Below are 18,623 nucleotides of genomic sequence, written 5' to 3'. Positions count from 1 at the left end.
AACAAAAGCAGATAGGCTTTCCGCATATAAAATGTATATTTCTTGTAAACACTCCGGACCCGTCTGTTTCTGTCATGTACAAGACATCCCGGTAGTTATTTTGGAATGGGACTGAAAGCAGGATGCGGGGGAAAAATGAATGACTTTAAGACCTTATTCTTAACAAAACAGGAAGTCTGCATCCAGCGGACAAAGAGTCAGAAAACGTATGCGCAGTGCGGAAAACACTGGTATAAAAGGCCGGAAAAGATGGATTATGATTGCATCTTTTTCTTCCGGAACGCGGATAGTTCTATTAGTCCAAATAAATAGACGAGGGAAAATGTAAACGCATTCATTTTTTCTGAAAAAAATTGAAGTAAGTTCTAAGTCCTGCCGATTCCCAAAAAAAGCAATTCGATAATAGGAAGAATAGCGTCACTAATAGAGAAGTTTGGCTCAGTGAAAGCGGGAAGATTATGTTACATAATGCCGATTGAGAATTCATAGTGAAGCTATATACTGATGAATGAATTTATCAATACAGAAGGAGATGTCAAAAATCAATGTGGTTACTCATTATAGCCTGTGCTGCCGTACTAATCATCGGAATCATTGAAAAAAGGCGGCATCAGAAGAATATCGATGCTCTGCCAGTACGCGTCAATATTAATGGTATCCGCGGAAAGTCAACCGTAACGAGGCTGACGACCGGAATACTGATGGAGGCGGGCTACAAAACAGTCGGAAAAACGACGGGAACAGATGCAAGGATGATCTATTGGGATACACCTGAGGAAAAACCGATCAAACGGAAACCGCAGGGCCCGAATATCGGCGAGCAAAAAGAAGTAATGAAGGAAACCGTTGAACGGGGCGCCAATGCCATTGTCAGTGAATGTATGGCGGTAAACCCGGATTATCAGATTATCTTTCAGGAAGAACTCCTTCAAGCCAACATCGGCGTCATCGTGAATGTGCTTGAAGACCATATGGACGTTATGGGGCCGACGCTTGATGAAATCGCTGAAGCTTTTACCGCGACGATTCCTTATAACGGCCATCTTGTGATTACAGACAGTGAATACACAGATTTCTTTAAAGAAAAAGCCGCAGAGCGAAATACTGAAGTCATTATTGCGGATAACTCTAAAATTACTGATGAATACCTGCGGAAATTCGAATATATGGTCTTTCCTGATAACGCTTCACTTGCGCTCGGCGTTGCCCAGGCTCTTGGTATAGATGAAGAAACGGCGTTTAAAGGCATGCTGAATGCGCCGCCTGACCCAGGCGCCATGAGAATTCTGCCGCTGCTCAGCACAAAAGAGCCCGGTCATTTCGTAAATGGCTTTGCCGCAAATGATGCATCTTCTACTTTGAATATATGGAAACGTGTAAAGGAAATCGGCTATCCGACAGATGAACCGATCGTCATCATGAACTGCCGCGCCGACCGCGTGGACAGAACGATTCAGTTTGCCAATGACGTGCTTCCGTACATTAAAACGAAGGAACTCATTCTCATCGGCGAGACGACAGAACCGATCGTCAAAGCTTATGAAGAAGGCAAGATTCCTGCCGATACTCTGCACGATCTCGAATATAAATCAACAGACGAAATCATGGACGTGCTGAAAACAAGAATGCAAAACCGTGTCATATATGGCGTCGGCAACATCCACGGTTCAGCGGAACCATTAATTGAAAAAATCCAAGAGTATAAGGTGAAACAGCTCGTTAGCTAGGAGGAAAAGGATAAATGTTCGGATCAGATTTATATATCTCACTTATTTTAGGCGTGTTAATCAGTTTAATTTTTGCGGAAAAAACAGGTATCGTACCTGCCGGGTTAGTCGTACCGGGTTATTTAGGGCTCGTTTTTAACCAGCCGGTCTTTATTTTACTCGTATTGTTAGTGAGTCTTCTTACATACGTGATTGTCAAATACGGTTTATCAAGATTTATGATTTTATACGGACGCAGAAAATTCGCAGCCATGCTGATTACGGGAATCTGCTTAAAAATCGCATTGGATTTTCTCTACCCGATCGTACCGTTTGAGATATCAGAATTCCGCGGAATCGGTATCATTGTACCGGGTCTGATCGCCAACACCATTCAGAAACAGGGATTAACGATTACATTTGCCAGCACGCTGTTTTTAAGCGGCGCCACTTTTGCCATTATGTTTGCTTACTACTTAATCTAATGTAAGGTGTGTCAAACGATGAAAAAACAATTAAGCTTTCAAGAGAAACTGCTGAAGCTGACCAAACAGCAGAAAAAGAAAACCAATCTTCACGTTTTTATCGCACTGCCGATCGTCTTTTGCCTGATGTTCATCTGCATCCTGACAGGGAAGGCGGAGACGCCGAGTGTGAAAAGAAATGCCGATGATCTTGTATCAGCCTCGTTCGTCGGAGATATTATGATGGGCCGGAATGTGGAGAAAGTGACAAAGCATAACGGAACGGAAAGCGTCTTCCGCTACGCAAAGCCATTTTTTGAAGCATCTGACTATGTGTCGGGAAACTTTGAAAACCCGGTTACATATAAAAAGAACTACAAAGAAGCAGACAAAAATATTCACCTTCAATCAGACAAAGATGCCGTAAAAGTATTAAAGGACACGAATTTCACCGTTCTGACGGCAGCCAACAACCATGCGATGGATTACGGCCCTCAAGGAATGCGGGATACTGTTGAAGAATTTTCAAAGCAGAACCTTGAACTTGTCGGTGCGGGCCTGACGCTTAAAGAGGCCGAGCAGAACATTTCATATCAAGATGTAAACGGAATCAAAATCGCAACACTGGGATTCACCGATGTTTCCGGAAAAGGCTTTGCAGCTAAACGAAATGCGCCGGGTGTGCTTCCGGCCGATCCTGAGCTGTTCATTCCGATGATTTCCAAAGCCAAAAAGAAAGCCGATCTTGTCATTGTTCAAACACACTGGGGACAGGAATACGATAATGATCCGAATGACAGACAGCGCCAGTTGGCAAGAGCAATGTCGGATGCAGGAGCGGATATCATCGTCGGACACCATCCGCATGTGCTTGAACCGATCGAAATGTACCACGGCACCGTTATTTTCTACAGCCTGGGCAACTTCGTATTTGACCAGGGATGGACAAGAACGAGAGACACGGCGCTTGTACAATATCATTTGCAGAAAAACGGCACGGGACGCTTTGAAGTCACGCCGATGAACATTCATGAAGCGACGCCTGCGCCGGTTAAAAAAGGCAGCATCAATCATAAAACAATCATACGCGAACTGACGAAAGAATCGAATTTCAAGTGGAGCGTCAAGGACGGAAAGTTAACGTTTGATGTGGACCACAGCAATATCTTAAAAAAGAAAGCGGAGGGAAAAACAAATGAAAATCATTAAAGCCGGATGGCCGTTTGCCGCGATCATTATGGTATTTATGTTTATGTCAGCTTTTAAATACAATGATCAGCTCACAGATCAGGAAAAACAAAAAATTGACACGGAAATGCAAAAAATTCAGCAGGAGGACACAGCGGGCGCAAAATAAGCGCATGATTCCGCTTGCCGGCATATTGTTTGCACCGAATCCAGTAAAGAATGCCCATATCGGGCATTCTTTTTTTATGCTCTCTAAACATTTGTTAAAAGTTACCGATGTAAAAACTACTAAAAATAAGGAGAGTGAACAAAAAACATGCTCACAAGCTGGAGGAAGTACATCCTTGCCGGCCTTATGATTTGTCTTGTGGCACCTGCAGTAACGAGAACGGAGATTGCTGAAGCGGATTCTCAAGTTTCTGTCCTGATTGTTTCAGATGCACAAAAACTTGTCGGAAATAAATATGTTTACGGAGGCGAAGAGCCTGAGGACGGTTTTGATCCGTCCGGATTGATCCATTATCTTTTCAGCAGACAGAACATCCATCTACCGAGAACGGTCAGTGATCAATGGAAAGTCGGAGCTGCCGTCAAAGACAATGACCTTTTACCGGGAGATATTGTTTTTTTCAAAAAGTCGGATTCAACAAAAAACACGCCCGTCCAAGACGGTCTTTATATCGGAAACGGAGAGATGATACACAGTTCTCCGTCAGAAGGCGTGACGATCACGCGCTTTCAAAAAAGCAGTTATTGGATGAATTTATATCTTGGCGCGAGACGGATTAAAAAAGATCCGGAGCTGGCTGATAATCCGATCGTTCAGGAGGCCGCCCGTTATCTCGACATTCCGTATGTATTCGGCGGAAGCACGCCTGAAGCGGGTTTCGACTGTTCAGGGCTTGTCCAATATGTTTTCGAAAACAAGCTTCACATTTACCTGCCGAGATCTGCGGAGCAGCAGTGGCTGGTCGGTGAGAAAATCAAATTGAGCGACATAAAGCCCGGGGACGTGATTTATTTCAGCGACACGTATAAAAAAGGAATTTCCCATGCGGGCATTTATGCGGGAGAAGGAAGATTCATCCAAGCAAGCCGCTCCGAAAAAGTCACCATTTCTTATTTGGCGGAAGATTATTGGAAAAAGCATTTTACAGGAGTGCGCCGATTCAGCAACCTGACTATTTCTAAAGATAATCCCGTTGTGTCAACAGCGGCTGATCATATCGGAATTTCTTATCTGAAAGGCGGCGTTTCACCGGAAACCGGCTTTGATACCGCCGGATTTGTTCAATACGTCTATCAAAAAGCGAAAGGAATCAGCCTGCCGCGGTACGCGGGCAAGCAGATGCAGGCGGGCGCTCCGGTCGATAAACAGGATCTGAAGCCCGGCGATCTAGTCTTCTTTAAAGCGGAAAGCCTGAATCCGGCCATTTACATCGGGAACGGACAAGTGATTCATGTCACTGTGTCCGCAGGCGTAACCATAACAAATATGAACACAAGCGCTTATTGGAAGGACAAATATGCGGGCAGCATCCGGCTCCCATAAAAAAAGACGTCAGAGAGTGTCTCTGACGTCTTTTTCTTTTACCGTTTCGGGGCTCTGAATCCGGCCGCTTCCGCTTCTTCGACAGAACAGAACATTTCCACTGGATCTGTCGTCCGATCGTAGTATGTACTTCCCGGCGTGTGATAAATGCCGTTTCGGCTGCCTTTAATGTCGCATCCCTGTGAGGTGTCGGCTGCTTTCGTCCCGGCATGTCCGCCGGAGGAAGGGGCGGTATTTTGCGCCGTTTCCGTGTGCTCGGATGTTTTTGTTTCTTCTTTTTGCCGCTTTAATGTTTTATTTTCTGATTGAAGCGTTTCGGCGGTCTTTTCGAGTTTCTTTTGTGAATTTTTTAATTTCTCGTTGTCTTGTTTGAGTGATTTGTTTGTTTTTTTCAGCTCGTTTATTTCTTGGCTGAGTTCGCTGAATTTTTTCTCATTGCCTGCTTCGGCTTCGGATTTCTCTTTTTCAGCCGCGGCACTGATGCTTTCATATTTTTTCTCAAGCGCCTGGTGGTCCTTCGTCAATTTTTGATAGGCAGTATCAAGGGTGCTGTATTTCTCCTCTGCCTTTGCAGCCGCGGCGTCCGGCTCTGTGAGGGAGGCGCCTGTCAGGAGCAAGATCAGCCCGCCGACAAGAAGGGGCCAAAACAGCTTTTTTGAAAAACGTTTTTCTTTTTTTGCCGCTTTGCATATGAGATGGAATATTCCGTATCCAAGTGCGAAGAAAAAAGCCAAAAATCCAATAATAGCGATTGCATTCGACATAATAACGCTCCTTTTTTCTTTATTTTACAATTTATTTTCAATTTTGGAAATTCCTTTTTTGAAAAACATGAAAAAGCCAGGTCGTGAAAGACCTGGCTTTTGACGGACGGATTTTTTATTGTTCGTTGTCGAGAAGCCGGTTGATGAAATGGGCAACGCCGTTTTCATCGTTGCTTTTTGTAATATACGTGCTTTTTTCCTTCAGTTCATCAATCGCGTTGCCCATGGCAATGCGGTTTCCGGCTGCTTCAAACATGGAGAAATCATTCGGGCTGTCGCCGATGGCGTAAATATCCTGTTTTTCAATTCCGTACAGTGAGGCAAGCTCCGTCAGGGCCCGTCCTTTACCGGAACCGGCAGGGAGGATTTCAATGATGTGTTTTCCGGAAGAAGTCTGGGATAATTTCGGATGGTGTGTAATTTCTTCTTTGGCATTTTTCAGTTTTTCCATATCAAAAGAGAAACAAAGAAGCTTGTAAATATGTTCGTCTCCGTTAAAAATCGCCTGTATATCCTGCACGGGTTTGATGCCGAATTGTTTGAACTGCGTCTTTGCGCCCTCCCATAATGTCTGAATATCTTCCTTCGGGTTGGCGCTTTTCAGAATGTCCAGTTCTGCCTGCAATTTGGACTCGCCGTCAAACGGGGACAGCAGGTGATGATCTGTATAAACCTCGAAGTAAATGTCTTTTCCCGTTAAATAAGCGGCGATATCCTTACCGGCCTGCTGATCCATTAAGAGCCGGCTGACGAGCCGGTATCCTTTGTCGTGAACCGTCCCGCCGTTTGCCGCAATGATCGGAATATCCAAATCTTCCAGGAGTGATTTTACATCAAAAGTGGCTCTGCCCGTGCAGATGGCCACAAGAACGCCCGCTTCATCCGCTCTTTGTAAAGCCGCTCTGTTTTCCGGAGAAATCACACTGTCCGAGTTCAGTAATGTGCCGTCTAAGTCAATGGCTATCAATTTCATATGTATGGATGCCCTCCTTAAAAATAAAGCTGCTTCCTGTAGTATGTTCAGCTTTTTGCGAAATCAGCAGAAAGCCGTCAATTAAAAGGCTATACCTTCATGCCCTATTTTTCAACAGAAAAACGGCGGGGATTCTGAAACCCCGCCGTGACATCTTACTCGTTTAAATCCTTTTTTAATTTCGTTTTCACTTCTTGAAGGTTCTCCTCATTCAGTTTGAAATAATAAATATTTTTGCCGTATTGAGGAGTGTAAATATAGCTGTCAGAACCCGTCAGCTGTAAAGAATTCACTGATTTCAGCGATGTGATAAACGGGAACAGGCCGATGGCGTCATTCAGAGATAAGTTCATTTTTAAGTTTTTCCCTAAGCTGTCGACGATATCGTCATAAGAAGGGATCGAGCTTAACGATTTAGACTTTTTAATAATGGCGCTCAGCACTTCCATCTGTCTTTGTCCGCGCATCAGATCGGTGTCCGCTTTACGTGTTCTTACATAAGCCAGTGCCTGCTCACCGTCAAGCGTCTGGACGCCCGGCTTCAGCACGACTTTTCCTTTTGTATCGACTTTAATACGATCGGCAATTTTCTGGCTTTTTACATTTACCGTCACGCCGTTCAATTCATTGACGACATCGCGGAACGCGTCGAAGTTGCTCTCAACCACATAATCTACCGGAATATCAAGCATGTTTTCTACTGTTTTATAAGTTAAATTATAACCGCCGTAAGCATGTGCGTGCGCGAATTTGTCATAGCCGTGTCCCGGGATGTTGACATAGGAATCCCGCGGAATGCTGAGCATCGTCGCTGTTTTCTTTTTCCGGTTGAAGGTGACGAGCACGTTGGCGTCACTTCTTGCGTCATCCACTGATTCGCCCTTATTGTCACGGGCGTCAATTCCTAAAAGCAATACGGTGAAAGAATCCTTCTTCGGATCAAATTCTTTAATCCGTTTCACGGACTGGTCGCCGCGGTCAAGACTGACGTGCGCTTCCTTGGTCGCATTGTTCAGTTTCACAAATGCGTAGGCGCCGACGGAACCGGCGATCACCAATAAGAAAGCGGCAAAAACCAGTACGAATTTCACCCATTTTCTGAGGCGTTTTTTCTTTTTTCTGCGTTGAGATCGTTCTTCCATATCATTACCTCTCGTTTCTATTCTTTGTGAAGCGTACCATAATTGTTGGCTTGGAGCAACTCTGTAAATGAGAAAATTCCAAATCTTTCTCTCTATTTCGACAACATCTACTGTTATTTTTACATCAGGTTCACATTATATTGGACGGCAGGAACCGGAAAATGTTTCGTCGGGTTGTAAAAAATAATCAGTAAAATAATGGATGTTAACCGTGCGGAAGGTTTGAAACGATCGGAATCAGGCAAAAGAAGCAGTAGAACAACTCCGCGCGGATAAAGCGTTGGATGAAAGGGAGTCTATATCACATGAAAAGCATACACTCGAATAAATGGCTCTATTTTTTCGGCGCTCTCGGCGGCGCTTTATACGGATATGATACCGGAGTCATTTCCGGGGCTATTTTATTTATGAAAAAAGAGCTGGGGCTGAACGCCTTTACGGAAGGCCTCGTCGTCAGTTCGTTATTGGCGGGGGCGATTCTCGGTTCGGGATTCGCCGGTAAGCTGACCGACCGGTTCGGCAGGCGGAAAGCCATCATGGGAGCGGCGCTGCTGTTTTGTATTGGCGGGTTAGGGGTCGCTTTTGCCCCGAATACACAGGTGATGGTTCTATTCCGGATCATTCTCGGACTGGCTGTCGGAACATCTACAACGATCGTTCCGCTCTATTTATCGGAGCTGGCTCCGAAGCATAAACGGGGGGCGCTTTCTTCACTGAACCAGCTGATGATTACAGTCGGAATCCTCGTTTCGTATATCGCGAATTATATATTTGCCGATGCAGGCGCTTGGCGCTGGATGCTTGGTCTTGCGGTCGTGCCGTCAGTCATTCTGCTGATCGGAATATTATTCATGCCGGAAAGCCCGCGCTGGCTGTTTACAATCGGCAAAGAAGATAAAGCAAGAGAAATTCTTTCGTCATTGCGGGGAACGAAGAATATTGATGGCGAGATTGACCAGATGAAAGAAGCGGAAAAGGAAAACGAAGGCGGTTTGAAAGAATTGTTTGAGCCGTGGGTGAGGCCCGCGCTGATTGCCGGTCTCGGGCTAGCCTTTTTACAGCAATTCATCGGGACAAATACCATTATTTATTACGCCCCGAAAACATTTACCAGTGTCGGGTTCGGCAATTCCGCGTCTATCCTGGGAACCGTCGGAATCGGCGCCGTCAATGTCATCATGACGCTTGCGGCTATCAAAGTCATTGATAAGATCGGTCGGAAGCCGCTGCTTTTGGCCGGAAATGCGGGCATGGTCATCAGTCTTCTCGTATTGGCCGCGGTCAATCTCTTCTTTGAACATTCAGCAGCTGCATCATGGACGACGGTCATTTGTTTAGGCCTGTTTATCATCGTGTTTGCGATCAGCTGGGGGCCTGTCGTGTGGGTTATGCTGCCGGAATTATTCCCGCTCCATGTCCGCGGTATCGGCACGGGTGTCTCGACTTTGATGCTGCATGCCGGAACATTGCTTGTTTCATTAACCTACCCGATATTAATGGAGGCCGTCGGCATCAGCTATTTATTTATCATTTATGCCGCGATCGGGATAATGGCATTCCTGTTCGTTTGGTTTAAAGTGACTGAGACGAAAGGGAAAAGCCTTGAAGAAATCGAACAGGATCTGCGAAGCCGTAACGGAGACTCGGAATCAGAATCCAATCGGCAGACAGTTCATCCTTAATTCCAGTGTGAGAGGGGGCGGTTATACACCGGCCCCTTAAAACTGCGCCCCGCGCCCGGTCACATAAATGACAGGAATATGTCATACGTTAGTATAAAGTCACGATAAAGGCGGGGATGCCGGTGAAAACGAGCATTATTATCCTTACATATAATGAGCTGGAGCTGACCAAAAAATGTCTGGCCAGCATTGATCAATACACCGACAAAGAAGAGATAGAGCTGATCATCGTTGATAACGGTTCATCAGACGGAACGAGAGAGTACATATCAAATCTTCCTGACGTCAAAGTCATCCTAAATGAGAAAAACCTCGGATTCGCCAAGGGCTGCAACCAAGGAATCAAAGCGGCGGCGGGGGACAATCTGCTGTTTTTGAACAACGATACGATGGTCACGAAAAATTGGCTCACCGCCATGCTGAGAGTGCTGTATCAATCTGAAAAAAACGGCATGGTCGGTCCCGTCAGCAACTATGTCAGCGGCGCGCAGATGATCCATGACGCGTATCAATCGCTTGATGAACTGGAGTCATTCGCGGAGGCTTATTGCGCCCGGGAAAAGCATCAAACGAAGCGGGTGCTCCGCCTTGTCGGATTCTGCCTTCTGGTGAAAAAAAGCGTCATTGAAGACATCGGCCCGTTCGATGAACAATTCGGATACGGTTCTTTTGAAGATGATGACCTATGTCTGCGCGCCCTGCAAAAAGGCTACAGCCTGCACATCGCCCTCGATGCCTTTGTGCATCATCACGGGCACGCGACGTTTACGGCTAATCAGGATATCAATATCAATCAATTATATGTGGAGAACCGCCAGCGTTTTACGGAAAAATGGGGCACTGATTTTACGTACTTTACCCACCCGAGACCGGAAATTGCGGAGCTTGTTCCCCGGGAAGCGAAAAGGGTACTTGATGTTGGCTGCGGCGCGGGTGCTACGGGACTGGAACTTCAAAACAGACAGCACTGTGAACTGTACGGAATAGAACTGCATCCGCTGGCGGCGCAAGCGGCAAAAGGACACTATAAAGCGGTTCTGCAGGAAGATGTCGAAGAAGTGAAGCTCCCGTATCCGAAAGGTTTTTTTGATTGCATCATTTTTGCAGACATCCTTGAGCACTTAAAAGACCCTTGGCGTGTCATTGAAACGTACTCAGCCTATTTGGCGCCTGCCGGATCAATCGTTTGCAGCATTCCGAATATTTCTCATGCCGAAGCGCTGTTTCCGCTTCTGCTCGGTGACTGGACATACAAGGACGCCGGCATTCTCGACCGCACCCACTTGCGGTTTTTTACGCCGCAGACGGTCCGCACGCTCTTTCCGGAAGAGACATTTGACGTGAAAAAGCAGTCCTATACGTATGTTCATGTTGATGAGCGGGTGCAGCTGTTTTTACAAGAAATCACACGAATGGCGCAGGCGATGCAATTTCCGGTAACACAGCTGCCCGAACAAAGCCGGATTTACCAAATCCTCCTGCATGTCGAAAAAACACGCTGAAGGCTACCGTCCCATCGTTCCGAAGTTGACAATCTGAATGGAAACATCATAGTCAAATGCCGCTTTGGAAAAGGTCTCATCCCAATGATTCTTCACTTTCTTCCAATAGTCGGGATATTGAATGCGGACTCTGTCAGAAAAGAATACAGGGTCCGTTTCATATTGATTCTGAAGCTTATCAATGACTTCTTTTATATCGCTTTTCAGTTTTTTTTCGAAAATCTTTTCGAGCCCGTTTAAATAATGCTGATTGAATGAATCCTCGCCGGCATATTGATCCTCCGACAAGATGCCTTTTGTTTTAACCGCTGCATGAAATGACAGCTTCCCGTTTTTCAGCCGGGGGGTGATGGAGGATGTTGATTTTTTGATCTCGAAGGTAATCGGGTGCCCTCCTTTATCCATAGCGGGCAGCACGCCGCCCTGTATCGTTCCCGTCAGCCAATTCAGGCTCTGTACTTCGTATGATGACAGGAATCCCGCCAGTCTGTTTTGTTTTTTGTTTTTGATGATGGCCGCTCCGTCATACACCGTTTTCCCTTTTTGATTGCTGACGGCCTGCATGAGAAAGCTGAGTTTATTATGGCAGTAAATCGAAGCTCTCCCGATTCTGAGCGGCCTTAAAATTTTTCCGTTGTAGCTGCCGTTGTTTGTGAGGTCGATGAGCTTTTCCGCGGCCATGGGCTGCTGCTGATTCGGCGTCGGCTCCGTCAGAATATCGGACGCTTTTCCTCTTGCCGCGAAAAGATAGCTGCTCCGCCTTAATTCATCATCACGGATAAAATGATTCATCATCTGCAGTATATTTTGGTCGGCCAGCAATTTGTCGCTGAATATCAGCACTTTTAAATGATCGCTGTAAACGGGCGGATCTTTTAAGGAGACTTCACTGACGGCTTCAAGAATGGTATCCCCCCGCGTCGTCACATTGACAAACACGGGCCGGCCGGAAGCCTGGCTGTTTTCACTTTGGGGCAGCAGGTTTTGATAGGTAAGTTTATATCGGCGGTCACTCGTCTCGTCTATGGCCACTCCCCGGGCGAACGATAGTTTTTCGACTTCCTTCGCGTCCCAGCATCCTGAAAGCATGATCAGTATGAAAAGCGCCGCCGCCCATTTTATGAAATGTGTCATGACGTCTGTTTCCTCCCCGCTATTTTCTTCATCCAGCTGACAAACCAAATGAGAAAAGGAATCATAATGACGGCAAAAAACGCATATCCGAGAATATTAGCGAATGCAAACACACTGTTGATATCATCGGGGTACATTGAAAGGCCGAATGTCACCGCCAATAATCCCCCGAGCAGCCAGCCATTGTTTTTATTTTTCAGCCTGAAAATGGTGTTGAATCCGAGATGCGCTCCTTTAAAAGAACCGAGCATACAGGTGAACTGCTGGCATGTCCACGTAATTAAAAGAAAGATATCAAACCTTTCGATGAAAATACCGCGGATTTCCAAAGCGTGAATCAGGGAAATTGTCGGATACGTCACCGTTTTGGCTTCAGCAACCGACATACAGCCGATCACGATAAGCAGCGTAAAGCTGTAAAATAAGCTCGCGCCTGCGATGCCGAAGACAGCCGCCTTTTTCGCCTGCTTCGGGTTTTTCATAAACGGCACCAGAAAAAGAATCACTTCAAGCCCTGAAAAATACAGAAGGGTTCGCGGAAACAGCTCAAAAAAGCTTTTGTAGCCCCCATCAAAGACCGGGCGGACGAAATCCAGCTTAAACAGTCTCAGGCTGAATATGAGCAGTGTAAGCAGAATGACGATCGAAACCGGAAAGAGATAAGCATAGAGCTTTGAAATGGGATAGACCCCGCCGGTCACATGGTAAATGCCGACCGCCAGAAAAATGAATATGACGACACCCATCGGCGTATTTTTCAATAAAAAGTAATTGATGACTTCACCGAGAAACCGGGCTTGAAAACAGACGGTGACGACAAAATAACAGCTGATGAATAAATTTAAAAGAGAACCGATGGCGCGGCCCATGATGCTTTGATTCAGCTCATAGATGGTTTCCCCGCTGTTCTTCTGCAAAAACGGCATAAAGAGCAGGACGATGCCGATAAACACGACACTCTGCAACAGAATAATGATCCATCCGCTCGGACTGTCCGCTGTTGCGGCCGAGCGCGGCAATGTTAACACGCCCGCTCCGATCATTGTTCCGCTTACCATGAGAAGGGTCTGCATAAAAGACAGCTTGTCTTCCGGTTTTATCATGGGGATCACCTTTGTCTGATTTTATCTTTTGTCTCTTTTCGTGTCGGCCGTTTTTTCAAAAGCGGTGTCGGCAGCCTGACAATCGTATCCTTTAAGTCCTGGCCCGGCTGCGCCATGATCGGAATAATATAATCCTGGCCGAAGCTTTTCAGGCGCATCAGATGGCCGACGACGAGCAGATAACACATGATCAGTCCGTATAAACCTAAAATAGCCGATAAAATCATCGAAAAAATGCGGATGAGCCTCAGCGGGAAATTGAACACATAGGAGGGCGTCGTAAAAGAGGCCAATGCCGTAACGGATACGACAATCACCATCATCGCGCTGACGATATTCGCCTGTACGGCGGCCTGGCCGATCACGACTCCCCCGATCAGGCCGATCGTCTGGCCGATCGGCTTCGGCAGTCTGAGCCCGGCTTCTCTGATCATTTCAATCGTAAAAATCATAATAAACGCTTCAACAAAAGGGGGAAACGGAACATTCAACCTGCTCCCGGCAATCGTCACCGCCATTCTCGTCGGCAAAAGCCCGGTATGAAACGTAACGAGCGCGATGTAAAGGCCGGGTAAATAAATCGTGATTAAAATGCACGAATACCGAAGCAGCCTGAGAAAGGTAACCGGAACCCACCGCTGATTATAATCGTCAGGGGAGTGGATAAATTCATCAATGGTAGCGGGCATCAAAAGGGTAAATGGCGTTCCGTCTACAAGAACGGAGACCCTTCCCTCCAAAAGAGCGCCCATAACCCGGTCAGGCCGTTCAGTCGTCAAAATGGTCGGGAAAATGGAATACGTGTTATCTTCAATGAGCTGTTCGATCGATCCTGATTCCGGAATATCATCAATGGTGATGGACTCCAGTCTTTTCATCACTTCTTTTACGACATCATCAGGCGCGATATCCCGAATGTAGGCAACGGCGATCCGTTTTTTTGTCCGTTCGCCGAGAGTCAGTTCCTTGATCTGGAGGTTGGGATCACCGGACTGCTCACGCAAAAGCGCCGTGTTCGTCCGAAGCTTTTCTACAAAGCCTATCCTCGGCCCCCGTTCAAGTACTTCTGATGCCGGTTCTTCGACATCCCGCATTTTAAATGTTTCCGTATCAAAGGAAAGGGCCTCCTTCCATCCCTCCGCCAGCAAAACCGATTTGCCGGAAAGAATGTCTGCCTCAACATCCTTAAGTGAAGAAAGCCGGGTGTGGTGATATCCGAAAGAAATGGATGCCGGCGTTGTTTCAGCCGGTTCCTCTTGATGCCGGGCGGCCGCCTGCACGGGCGAAATAATATATTCTGCAAGCAATTGATTTTCAGTCAGTCCGTCTATATACACTAGACAGGCGTCACATTTGCCGTTTCCGTACGTAAATGAATAAAACATCATGTCATCGCTTTGGCCGAACCGTTTTTTCAGCGCTTGAAGGTTTTGTCCGAGTTCAGCATTTATCGTCACAATGTTTCCCCCCTTTCATCAGTTATTTTAATTTGCGACAAACAAGGGATTTTATTCTGGAATAGGAAATGACTGAGCATTCCGCCCCATCCGAATGGTATAATGAGCAGGTCAGCCATTTATACATATTGTTTTTAACTGCGGCTCTCTCCGTGTTTTAAAATAGGTACAGGGGGAATGGGATATGAGCCGCTTTTTAATGGGAGGGGAACGAACATGACGCAAGAGCCGATTTTTTTACAGCCTGTATGTAAAGAAAAAATATGGGGCGGCACGTTATTACGCGAACGATTCGGATACAGTATACCTTCAGAAACAACCGGTGAATGCTGGGCGATATCAGCCCACCCGCATGGGATGAGCACGGTCAAAAGCGGTCCGTATCAAGGGAAAACCCTGATCGAACTGTGGAATCAGCATAGAGAATTATTCGGCGGAACGGAAGGGGACCGCTTTCCGCTGCTGACGAAAATACTGGACGTCAAACATCACCTGTCCGTCAAAGTCCACCCTGACGATTATGATGCCGAGGAGCATGGACTGGGCGAAACGGGGAAGTCTGAGTGCTGGTACATGATCGACTGTAAAGAAAATGCGGAGATAATATACGGTCATACGGCCCGTTCGAAAGCAGAGCTTGTCACCATGATTAACAGCGGTGATTGGGAAGGCCTGCTGCGCCGCGTGAAGATCAAACCCGGCGATTTTTATTATGTGCCGAGCGGAACCATCCATGCCATTTGCGCCGGGGCGCTCGTGCTGGAAATACAGCAGAATTCAGACGCTGCTTACCGGATATATGATTACGGGCGCACAGATCAAAACGGCGAGGCGCGTGAGCTGCATATCCGCGATGCCGTCAACGCCGCCACCGTTCCTCATGTGGACGGATTTTTAGATGAATCAACTGAAACGAGAAAAGGCATCACCATCAAAACCTTTGTGCAGGGAGAATATTTTTCTGTTTACAAATGGGATATCAGCGGGACGGCGGAAATGACCCAGGATGCTCCGTTTATGCTGTGCAGCGTCATAGAAGGAAGCGGCTCCATCACTTGTGAAGGCAAGACCGCAACACTTGAAAAAGGCGCGCATTTCATATTGCCGGATCAGATGCCTGACTTTACGATAACCGGAGAATGCACAATCATCGTCTCTCATATATAAATCACCGAAACTTAATCCCAGCGATGGGATTAAGTTTTTTTATTTGGATAATTGGATGATTTCTCTCTGTAAAAATGAAGAACCCGGCCGATAAATAAACTAGTTTGATAGAAACCAATTGAATCAGAAAGAGGAGAAGGAATGAAAAAGAGATTCGTTGCACCTATGTTATTGTCCGCCGTTTTCCTTGTCTTTAGCACCGTTACACAGCACGCCCAGGCTGCATACAGCGACTATTCCGTTTATGAGCTGGAAACGAAGCAGCAATTCGCTTCTGAGAATGAGGCGCTTCAAGCGGCAGCGAAATTGAAAAAGGATACGGGGTGGCAGGCTGACGCAAAGAAAGTCGGTAATGCGCCGCTTGCTTATCAAATCTCCGTTTCAGGCTTACACGATGAAACGGACGCGAAAGCCGTGCTGAAAGATTTTACGAAGCAGACGGGTGTGGCCGGCACTTACAGCGCAAGCGGAAGCAAACAGCCGTACGTGACCGTCACATCAGGAGCTCTATCAGACGGGCAGCAGACGAAAAACCTTCTTGCCAAATTGACGAAAGAAACGGGTGTGACCGGCGCCGTCAAGGAGTCGGGAACGAAGCAGCCGTACATGCAGGTCGTGACCTCTGAGATCGCAGCCGAAGCAGACGCGAAAACGCTCACTCAAGATTTGACGAAGCAGACGGGCGTGAAGGCATCATACCGCCCGATCAAGCGGGAAACAGCCCAGTTTCAGATCCAATCAGGAACAATTACCGGCGATCAAAAAGCTGCTCAAATCCAAACTGATTTTCAAAAGGAAACAGGATTACAATCGTCGCTGAAGGTGATAACAAAAGGAAGCCCGAATATCACCGTGACAGCTTCCGGCATTCCGGATGCTAATAAAGCGGCAGGCTTAGCGAAACAGCTGCAGCAGAAAACGGGCATCAAAGGGAATGTTCAAACGTATGCCCAAAGCAAAACAGCTGCCGTGTACAACGTGCGGTCAGGATATTTTAACGGAGTAAGCGCCGTGCAAAATGCCGTCAGCCAAATCAAGAAGAATACAGGCGTCAGCGGCAGCTATCAAAAAGCCGGCACGAAAAATAATTATACAGTCGCGATGAGCGGACTGACGGCTCAGCAGCTGCAAAGCGTTCAATCCTTCTTTAAAAAGAAAAAATGGCATTGCGACACAACGCCTGTCAAAAAGACAGCGTCAGCGTCCGTTTACCGGATTACAGCAGGACAGCTTACCGCCGCACAGGCAGATCAAGCGGAGGCGTTTTTCCGCCAGCAGCATGTAAAGACGGCAAGAACCGCGGCAGGGAAAACAGCAGAAAACCAATATCAGCTGCTTTCTCAGCAGACGGCAGACCAATCGAAGATCAAAAAAGGATTGAACCTTCTGGCCGGATATAAACTGAGTGCCGTTTCCAAAACAGCAGCCAAGCAAACGGGAACAACATACCAAGTCGCAACTGAATCACTGCTTGATACGGCAAAGATCAATCGTTCGCTGGATTTCTTCAAAGGGAGAAAAGTATCCGCCTCTTCACAGAAAACAGGTGCAACAGCGTATACACAATTCAGGATTGAAACGGCCCCGCTGCTTAAGAAGGAAGACATTGACCGCGTGACTGCCTTTTTCAAACAAAACAAAGCGGCCGGCACTGTAAAGGAGACGGGGAAAACCGCCTATTCACAGTACGTCATCAAAACCGAAAAGTTCACCGGTAAAACCGTTTTAAATAAAAGCATGAGCTATTTCAGCGCCAAACAATTGCAGGCCGGCTATACGAGTGAAAGCCATCCGGTTTATGAGCTCCATCTCCGCGATCAATTCACGGGCGCGCAGTCTGCGGACGCCGCCTCCCAAAAGCTGAAAAAGCTGTACGGATGGACGATGACTATTTTGAAAATAAAAAACGGACCGCAAATTATGAATACCAATTACAACATCTCGCTTGCAGATATGGTCAAAAAACAAATGACAGTCAGCCCGCAGACTGATGCCTCGGCTTACGCGTCGCTTACTTACATCAATACGGCTTCCGGGACGGTCACAGCCGACGTCCTGAACGTCCGATCAACTCCGGAAGTCAGCTCAGGCAATATTATCGGGCAATTGAAAAAAGGCGATAAAGTCAGCATCACCGGCCAGACAAACGGCTGGGCCAAACTCAGCATGGGCTGGAGAAACGCCAGCAGTGATGAAGTCGAGCAATACGTCAATCCCGATCACTTCGCACAAGACAGCAAGTATTATTTTCAATTTCTGAAGCTCTCTCAGACAGCGGGATTGAACGCATCTGAATTGAATCAAAAAGTGCTGGTCAATAAAGGAATTCTGACAGGCAAAGGCCAGGCCTTTATTTCAGCCGCCGGAAAATACAGCATCAATGAAGTGTATTTGATTTCGCATGCTTTGCTTGAAACGGGCAATGGCACGTCAGAGCTTGCAAACGGCATTACGTATAATGGAAAAAAGGTGTATAACATGTACGGCATCGGGGCTTATGACAGCAACCCGAATTATTACGGCGCACAATACGCATACAATCAAGGCTGGTTTACTCCGGAAGCCGCGATTATCGGCGGAGCCCAATTTATCGGTGCGTCATATATTCACAACTCCGCATACGAACAGGATACCCTGTATAAAATGAGATGGTCTCCAGCCGCGTCCCATCAGTATGCCACAGACATCGGCTGGGCGTATAAGCAGGTAAACCGCATGTACAGCTTATACTCACTGCTGGACAACTACACGCTTTACTATGATGTTCCTGTGTATATGAAAGTATAAAA

At 46.7% G+C, this 18,623-nt stretch carries 15 protein-coding genes; 9 read left to right on the top strand and 6 right to left on the bottom strand.

Translation table 11 applies throughout. From position 1 onward, the window contains the following. The first annotated feature begins 545 nt into the window (after positions 1-545). The 5 genes from pgsB (at position 546) to ABDB98_RS17035 (ending at position 4,910) form a co-directional block, all read left to right on the top strand. Positions 546-1,727, top strand: coding sequence for a poly-gamma-glutamate synthase PgsB (pgsB, locus tag ABDB98_RS17055; RefSeq protein ID WP_016937732.1), 1,182 nt, complete (start codon positions 546-548; stop codon positions 1,725-1,727). A gap of 14 nt (positions 1,728-1,741) precedes the next feature. Further along, the gene (gene pgsC / locus ABDB98_RS17050; RefSeq protein ID WP_003151340.1) at positions 1,742-2,191 is read left to right on the top strand and encodes a poly-gamma-glutamate biosynthesis protein PgsC; all 450 of its coding nucleotides are present in this window, start codon (positions 1,742-1,744) and stop codon (positions 2,189-2,191) included. A gap of 18 nt (positions 2,192-2,209) precedes the next feature. Then, positions 2,210-3,379: a CapA family protein gene (locus ABDB98_RS17045; RefSeq protein ID WP_060964114.1), complete on the top strand. Its 1,170-nt coding sequence runs from the start codon at positions 2,210-2,212 to the stop codon at positions 3,377-3,379. After that, the gene (locus ABDB98_RS17040) at positions 3,366-3,527 is read left to right on the top strand and encodes a hypothetical protein (RefSeq protein WP_003151344.1); all 162 of its coding nucleotides are present in this window, start codon (positions 3,366-3,368) and stop codon (positions 3,525-3,527) included. Before ABDB98_RS17045 ends, ABDB98_RS17040 begins: the two co-directional genes overlap by 14 nt. A 147-nt stretch (positions 3,528-3,674) precedes the next feature. Then, positions 3,675-4,910 (top strand): C40 family peptidase, encoded by a 1,236-nt coding sequence (locus tag ABDB98_RS17035; protein ID WP_438420771.1) that lies wholly within the window; start codon positions 3,675-3,677, stop codon positions 4,908-4,910. 38 nt (positions 4,911-4,948) lie between these two features. Here the strand turns inward: ABDB98_RS17035 and ABDB98_RS17030 are convergent, their stop codons facing one another. The 3 genes from ABDB98_RS17030 to ABDB98_RS17020 form a co-directional block, all read right to left on the bottom strand. Then, the gene (locus tag ABDB98_RS17030; protein ID WP_438420770.1) at positions 4,949-5,674 is read right to left on the bottom strand and encodes a sunset domain-containing protein; all 726 of its coding nucleotides are present in this window, start codon (positions 5,672-5,674) and stop codon (positions 4,949-4,951) included. A 115-nt stretch (positions 5,675-5,789) separates the two neighbouring features. After that, positions 5,790-6,647, bottom strand: coding sequence for a Cof-type HAD-IIB family hydrolase (locus tag ABDB98_RS17025; RefSeq protein WP_016937736.1), 858 nt, complete (start codon positions 6,645-6,647; stop codon positions 5,790-5,792). A 155-nt stretch (positions 6,648-6,802) separates the two neighbouring features. After that, complete coding sequence (locus ABDB98_RS17020; protein WP_045926551.1) at positions 6,803-7,789, bottom strand: LCP family protein; 987 nt, start codon at positions 7,787-7,789, stop codon at positions 6,803-6,805. Between the two features lie 305 nt (positions 7,790-8,094). Here ABDB98_RS17020 and ABDB98_RS17015 point away from each other — a divergent pair, with 305 nt between their 5' ends. Continuing rightward, complete coding sequence (locus ABDB98_RS17015) at positions 8,095-9,471, top strand: sugar porter family MFS transporter (RefSeq protein ID WP_438420769.1); 1,377 nt, start codon at positions 8,095-8,097, stop codon at positions 9,469-9,471. 116 nt (positions 9,472-9,587) lie between these two features. Then, positions 9,588-10,973: a glycosyltransferase gene (locus ABDB98_RS17010; protein ID WP_438420768.1), complete on the top strand. Its 1,386-nt coding sequence runs from the start codon at positions 9,588-9,590 to the stop codon at positions 10,971-10,973. Positions 10,974-10,976: 3 nt separating this feature from the next. Here the strand turns inward: ABDB98_RS17010 and ABDB98_RS17005 are convergent, their stop codons facing one another. Genes ABDB98_RS17005 through ABDB98_RS16995 form a run of 3 tightly spaced genes read right to left on the bottom strand, consistent with a single transcriptional unit; the run spans position 10,977 to position 14,667 of the window. Further along, on the bottom strand, positions 10,977-12,107 hold the full coding sequence (locus ABDB98_RS17005; protein ID WP_438420767.1) for a Ger(x)C family spore germination protein: 1,131 nt from the start codon (positions 12,105-12,107) through the stop codon (positions 10,977-10,979). Further along, positions 12,104-13,210, bottom strand: a complete 1,107-nt coding sequence (locus tag ABDB98_RS17000) for a GerAB/ArcD/ProY family transporter (RefSeq protein ID WP_060964121.1) — start codon at positions 13,208-13,210, stop codon at positions 12,104-12,106. The genes ABDB98_RS17005 and ABDB98_RS17000 overlap by 4 nt, the downstream gene beginning before the upstream one ends. Positions 13,211-13,215: 5 nt before the next feature. Continuing rightward, on the bottom strand, positions 13,216-14,667 hold the full coding sequence (locus ABDB98_RS16995) for a spore germination protein (protein WP_438420766.1): 1,452 nt from the start codon (positions 14,665-14,667) through the stop codon (positions 13,216-13,218). 216 nt (positions 14,668-14,883) lie between these two features. On the opposite strand from ABDB98_RS16995, the gene manA reads away from it, so the two are divergent. Then, positions 14,884-15,834: a mannose-6-phosphate isomerase, class I gene (manA, locus tag ABDB98_RS16990; protein WP_438420765.1), complete on the top strand. Its 951-nt coding sequence runs from the start codon at positions 14,884-14,886 to the stop codon at positions 15,832-15,834. A 141-nt stretch (positions 15,835-15,975) separates the two neighbouring features. After that, on the top strand, positions 15,976-18,621 hold the full coding sequence (locus tag ABDB98_RS16985; RefSeq protein ID WP_438420764.1) for an N-acetylglucosaminidase: 2,646 nt from the start codon (positions 15,976-15,978) through the stop codon (positions 18,619-18,621). The last annotated feature ends 2 nt before the right edge of the window (positions 18,622-18,623 follow it).

Origin of the sequence: Bacillus siamensis, from assembly GCF_051628075.1 — a bacterium.
Taxonomy (GTDB): Bacteria; Bacillota; Bacilli; order Bacillales; family Bacillaceae; genus Bacillus; species Bacillus siamensis.
Note: the sequence above shows the minus strand (reverse complement) of the source record. Positions and strands in the feature narration are given on the sequence as shown.

Coding starts and splice junctions, on each gene's coding strand:
- ABDB98_RS17020 (WP_045926551.1), bottom strand. CDS start 7,789: ATGGAAGAACGATCTCAACGCAGAAAAAAGAAAAAACGCCTCAGAAAA.
- ABDB98_RS17010 (WP_438420768.1), top strand. CDS start 9,588: ATGCCGGTGAAAACGAGCATTATTATCCTTACATATAATGAGCTGGAG.
- ABDB98_RS17040 (WP_003151344.1), top strand. CDS start 3,366: ATGAAAATCATTAAAGCCGGATGGCCGTTTGCCGCGATCATTATGGTA.
- ABDB98_RS17015 (WP_438420769.1), top strand. CDS start 8,095: ATGAAAAGCATACACTCGAATAAATGGCTCTATTTTTTCGGCGCTCTC.
- ABDB98_RS17025 (WP_016937736.1), bottom strand. CDS start 6,647: ATGAAATTGATAGCCATTGACTTAGACGGCACATTACTGAACTCGGAC.
- pgsC (WP_003151340.1), top strand. CDS start 1,742: ATGTTCGGATCAGATTTATATATCTCACTTATTTTAGGCGTGTTAATC.
- pgsB (WP_016937732.1), top strand. CDS start 546: ATGTGGTTACTCATTATAGCCTGTGCTGCCGTACTAATCATCGGAATC.
- ABDB98_RS17000 (WP_060964121.1), bottom strand. CDS start 13,210: ATGATAAAACCGGAAGACAAGCTGTCTTTTATGCAGACCCTTCTCATG.
- manA (WP_438420765.1), top strand. CDS start 14,884: ATGACGCAAGAGCCGATTTTTTTACAGCCTGTATGTAAAGAAAAAATA.
- ABDB98_RS17005 (WP_438420767.1), bottom strand. CDS start 12,107: ATGACACATTTCATAAAATGGGCGGCGGCGCTTTTCATACTGATCATG.
- ABDB98_RS17035 (WP_438420771.1), top strand. CDS start 3,675: ATGCTCACAAGCTGGAGGAAGTACATCCTTGCCGGCCTTATGATTTGT.
- ABDB98_RS16985 (WP_438420764.1), top strand. CDS start 15,976: ATGAAAAAGAGATTCGTTGCACCTATGTTATTGTCCGCCGTTTTCCTT.
- ABDB98_RS17030 (WP_438420770.1), bottom strand. CDS start 5,674: ATGTCGAATGCAATCGCTATTATTGGATTTTTGGCTTTTTTCTTCGCA.
- ABDB98_RS17045 (WP_060964114.1), top strand. CDS start 2,210: ATGAAAAAACAATTAAGCTTTCAAGAGAAACTGCTGAAGCTGACCAAA.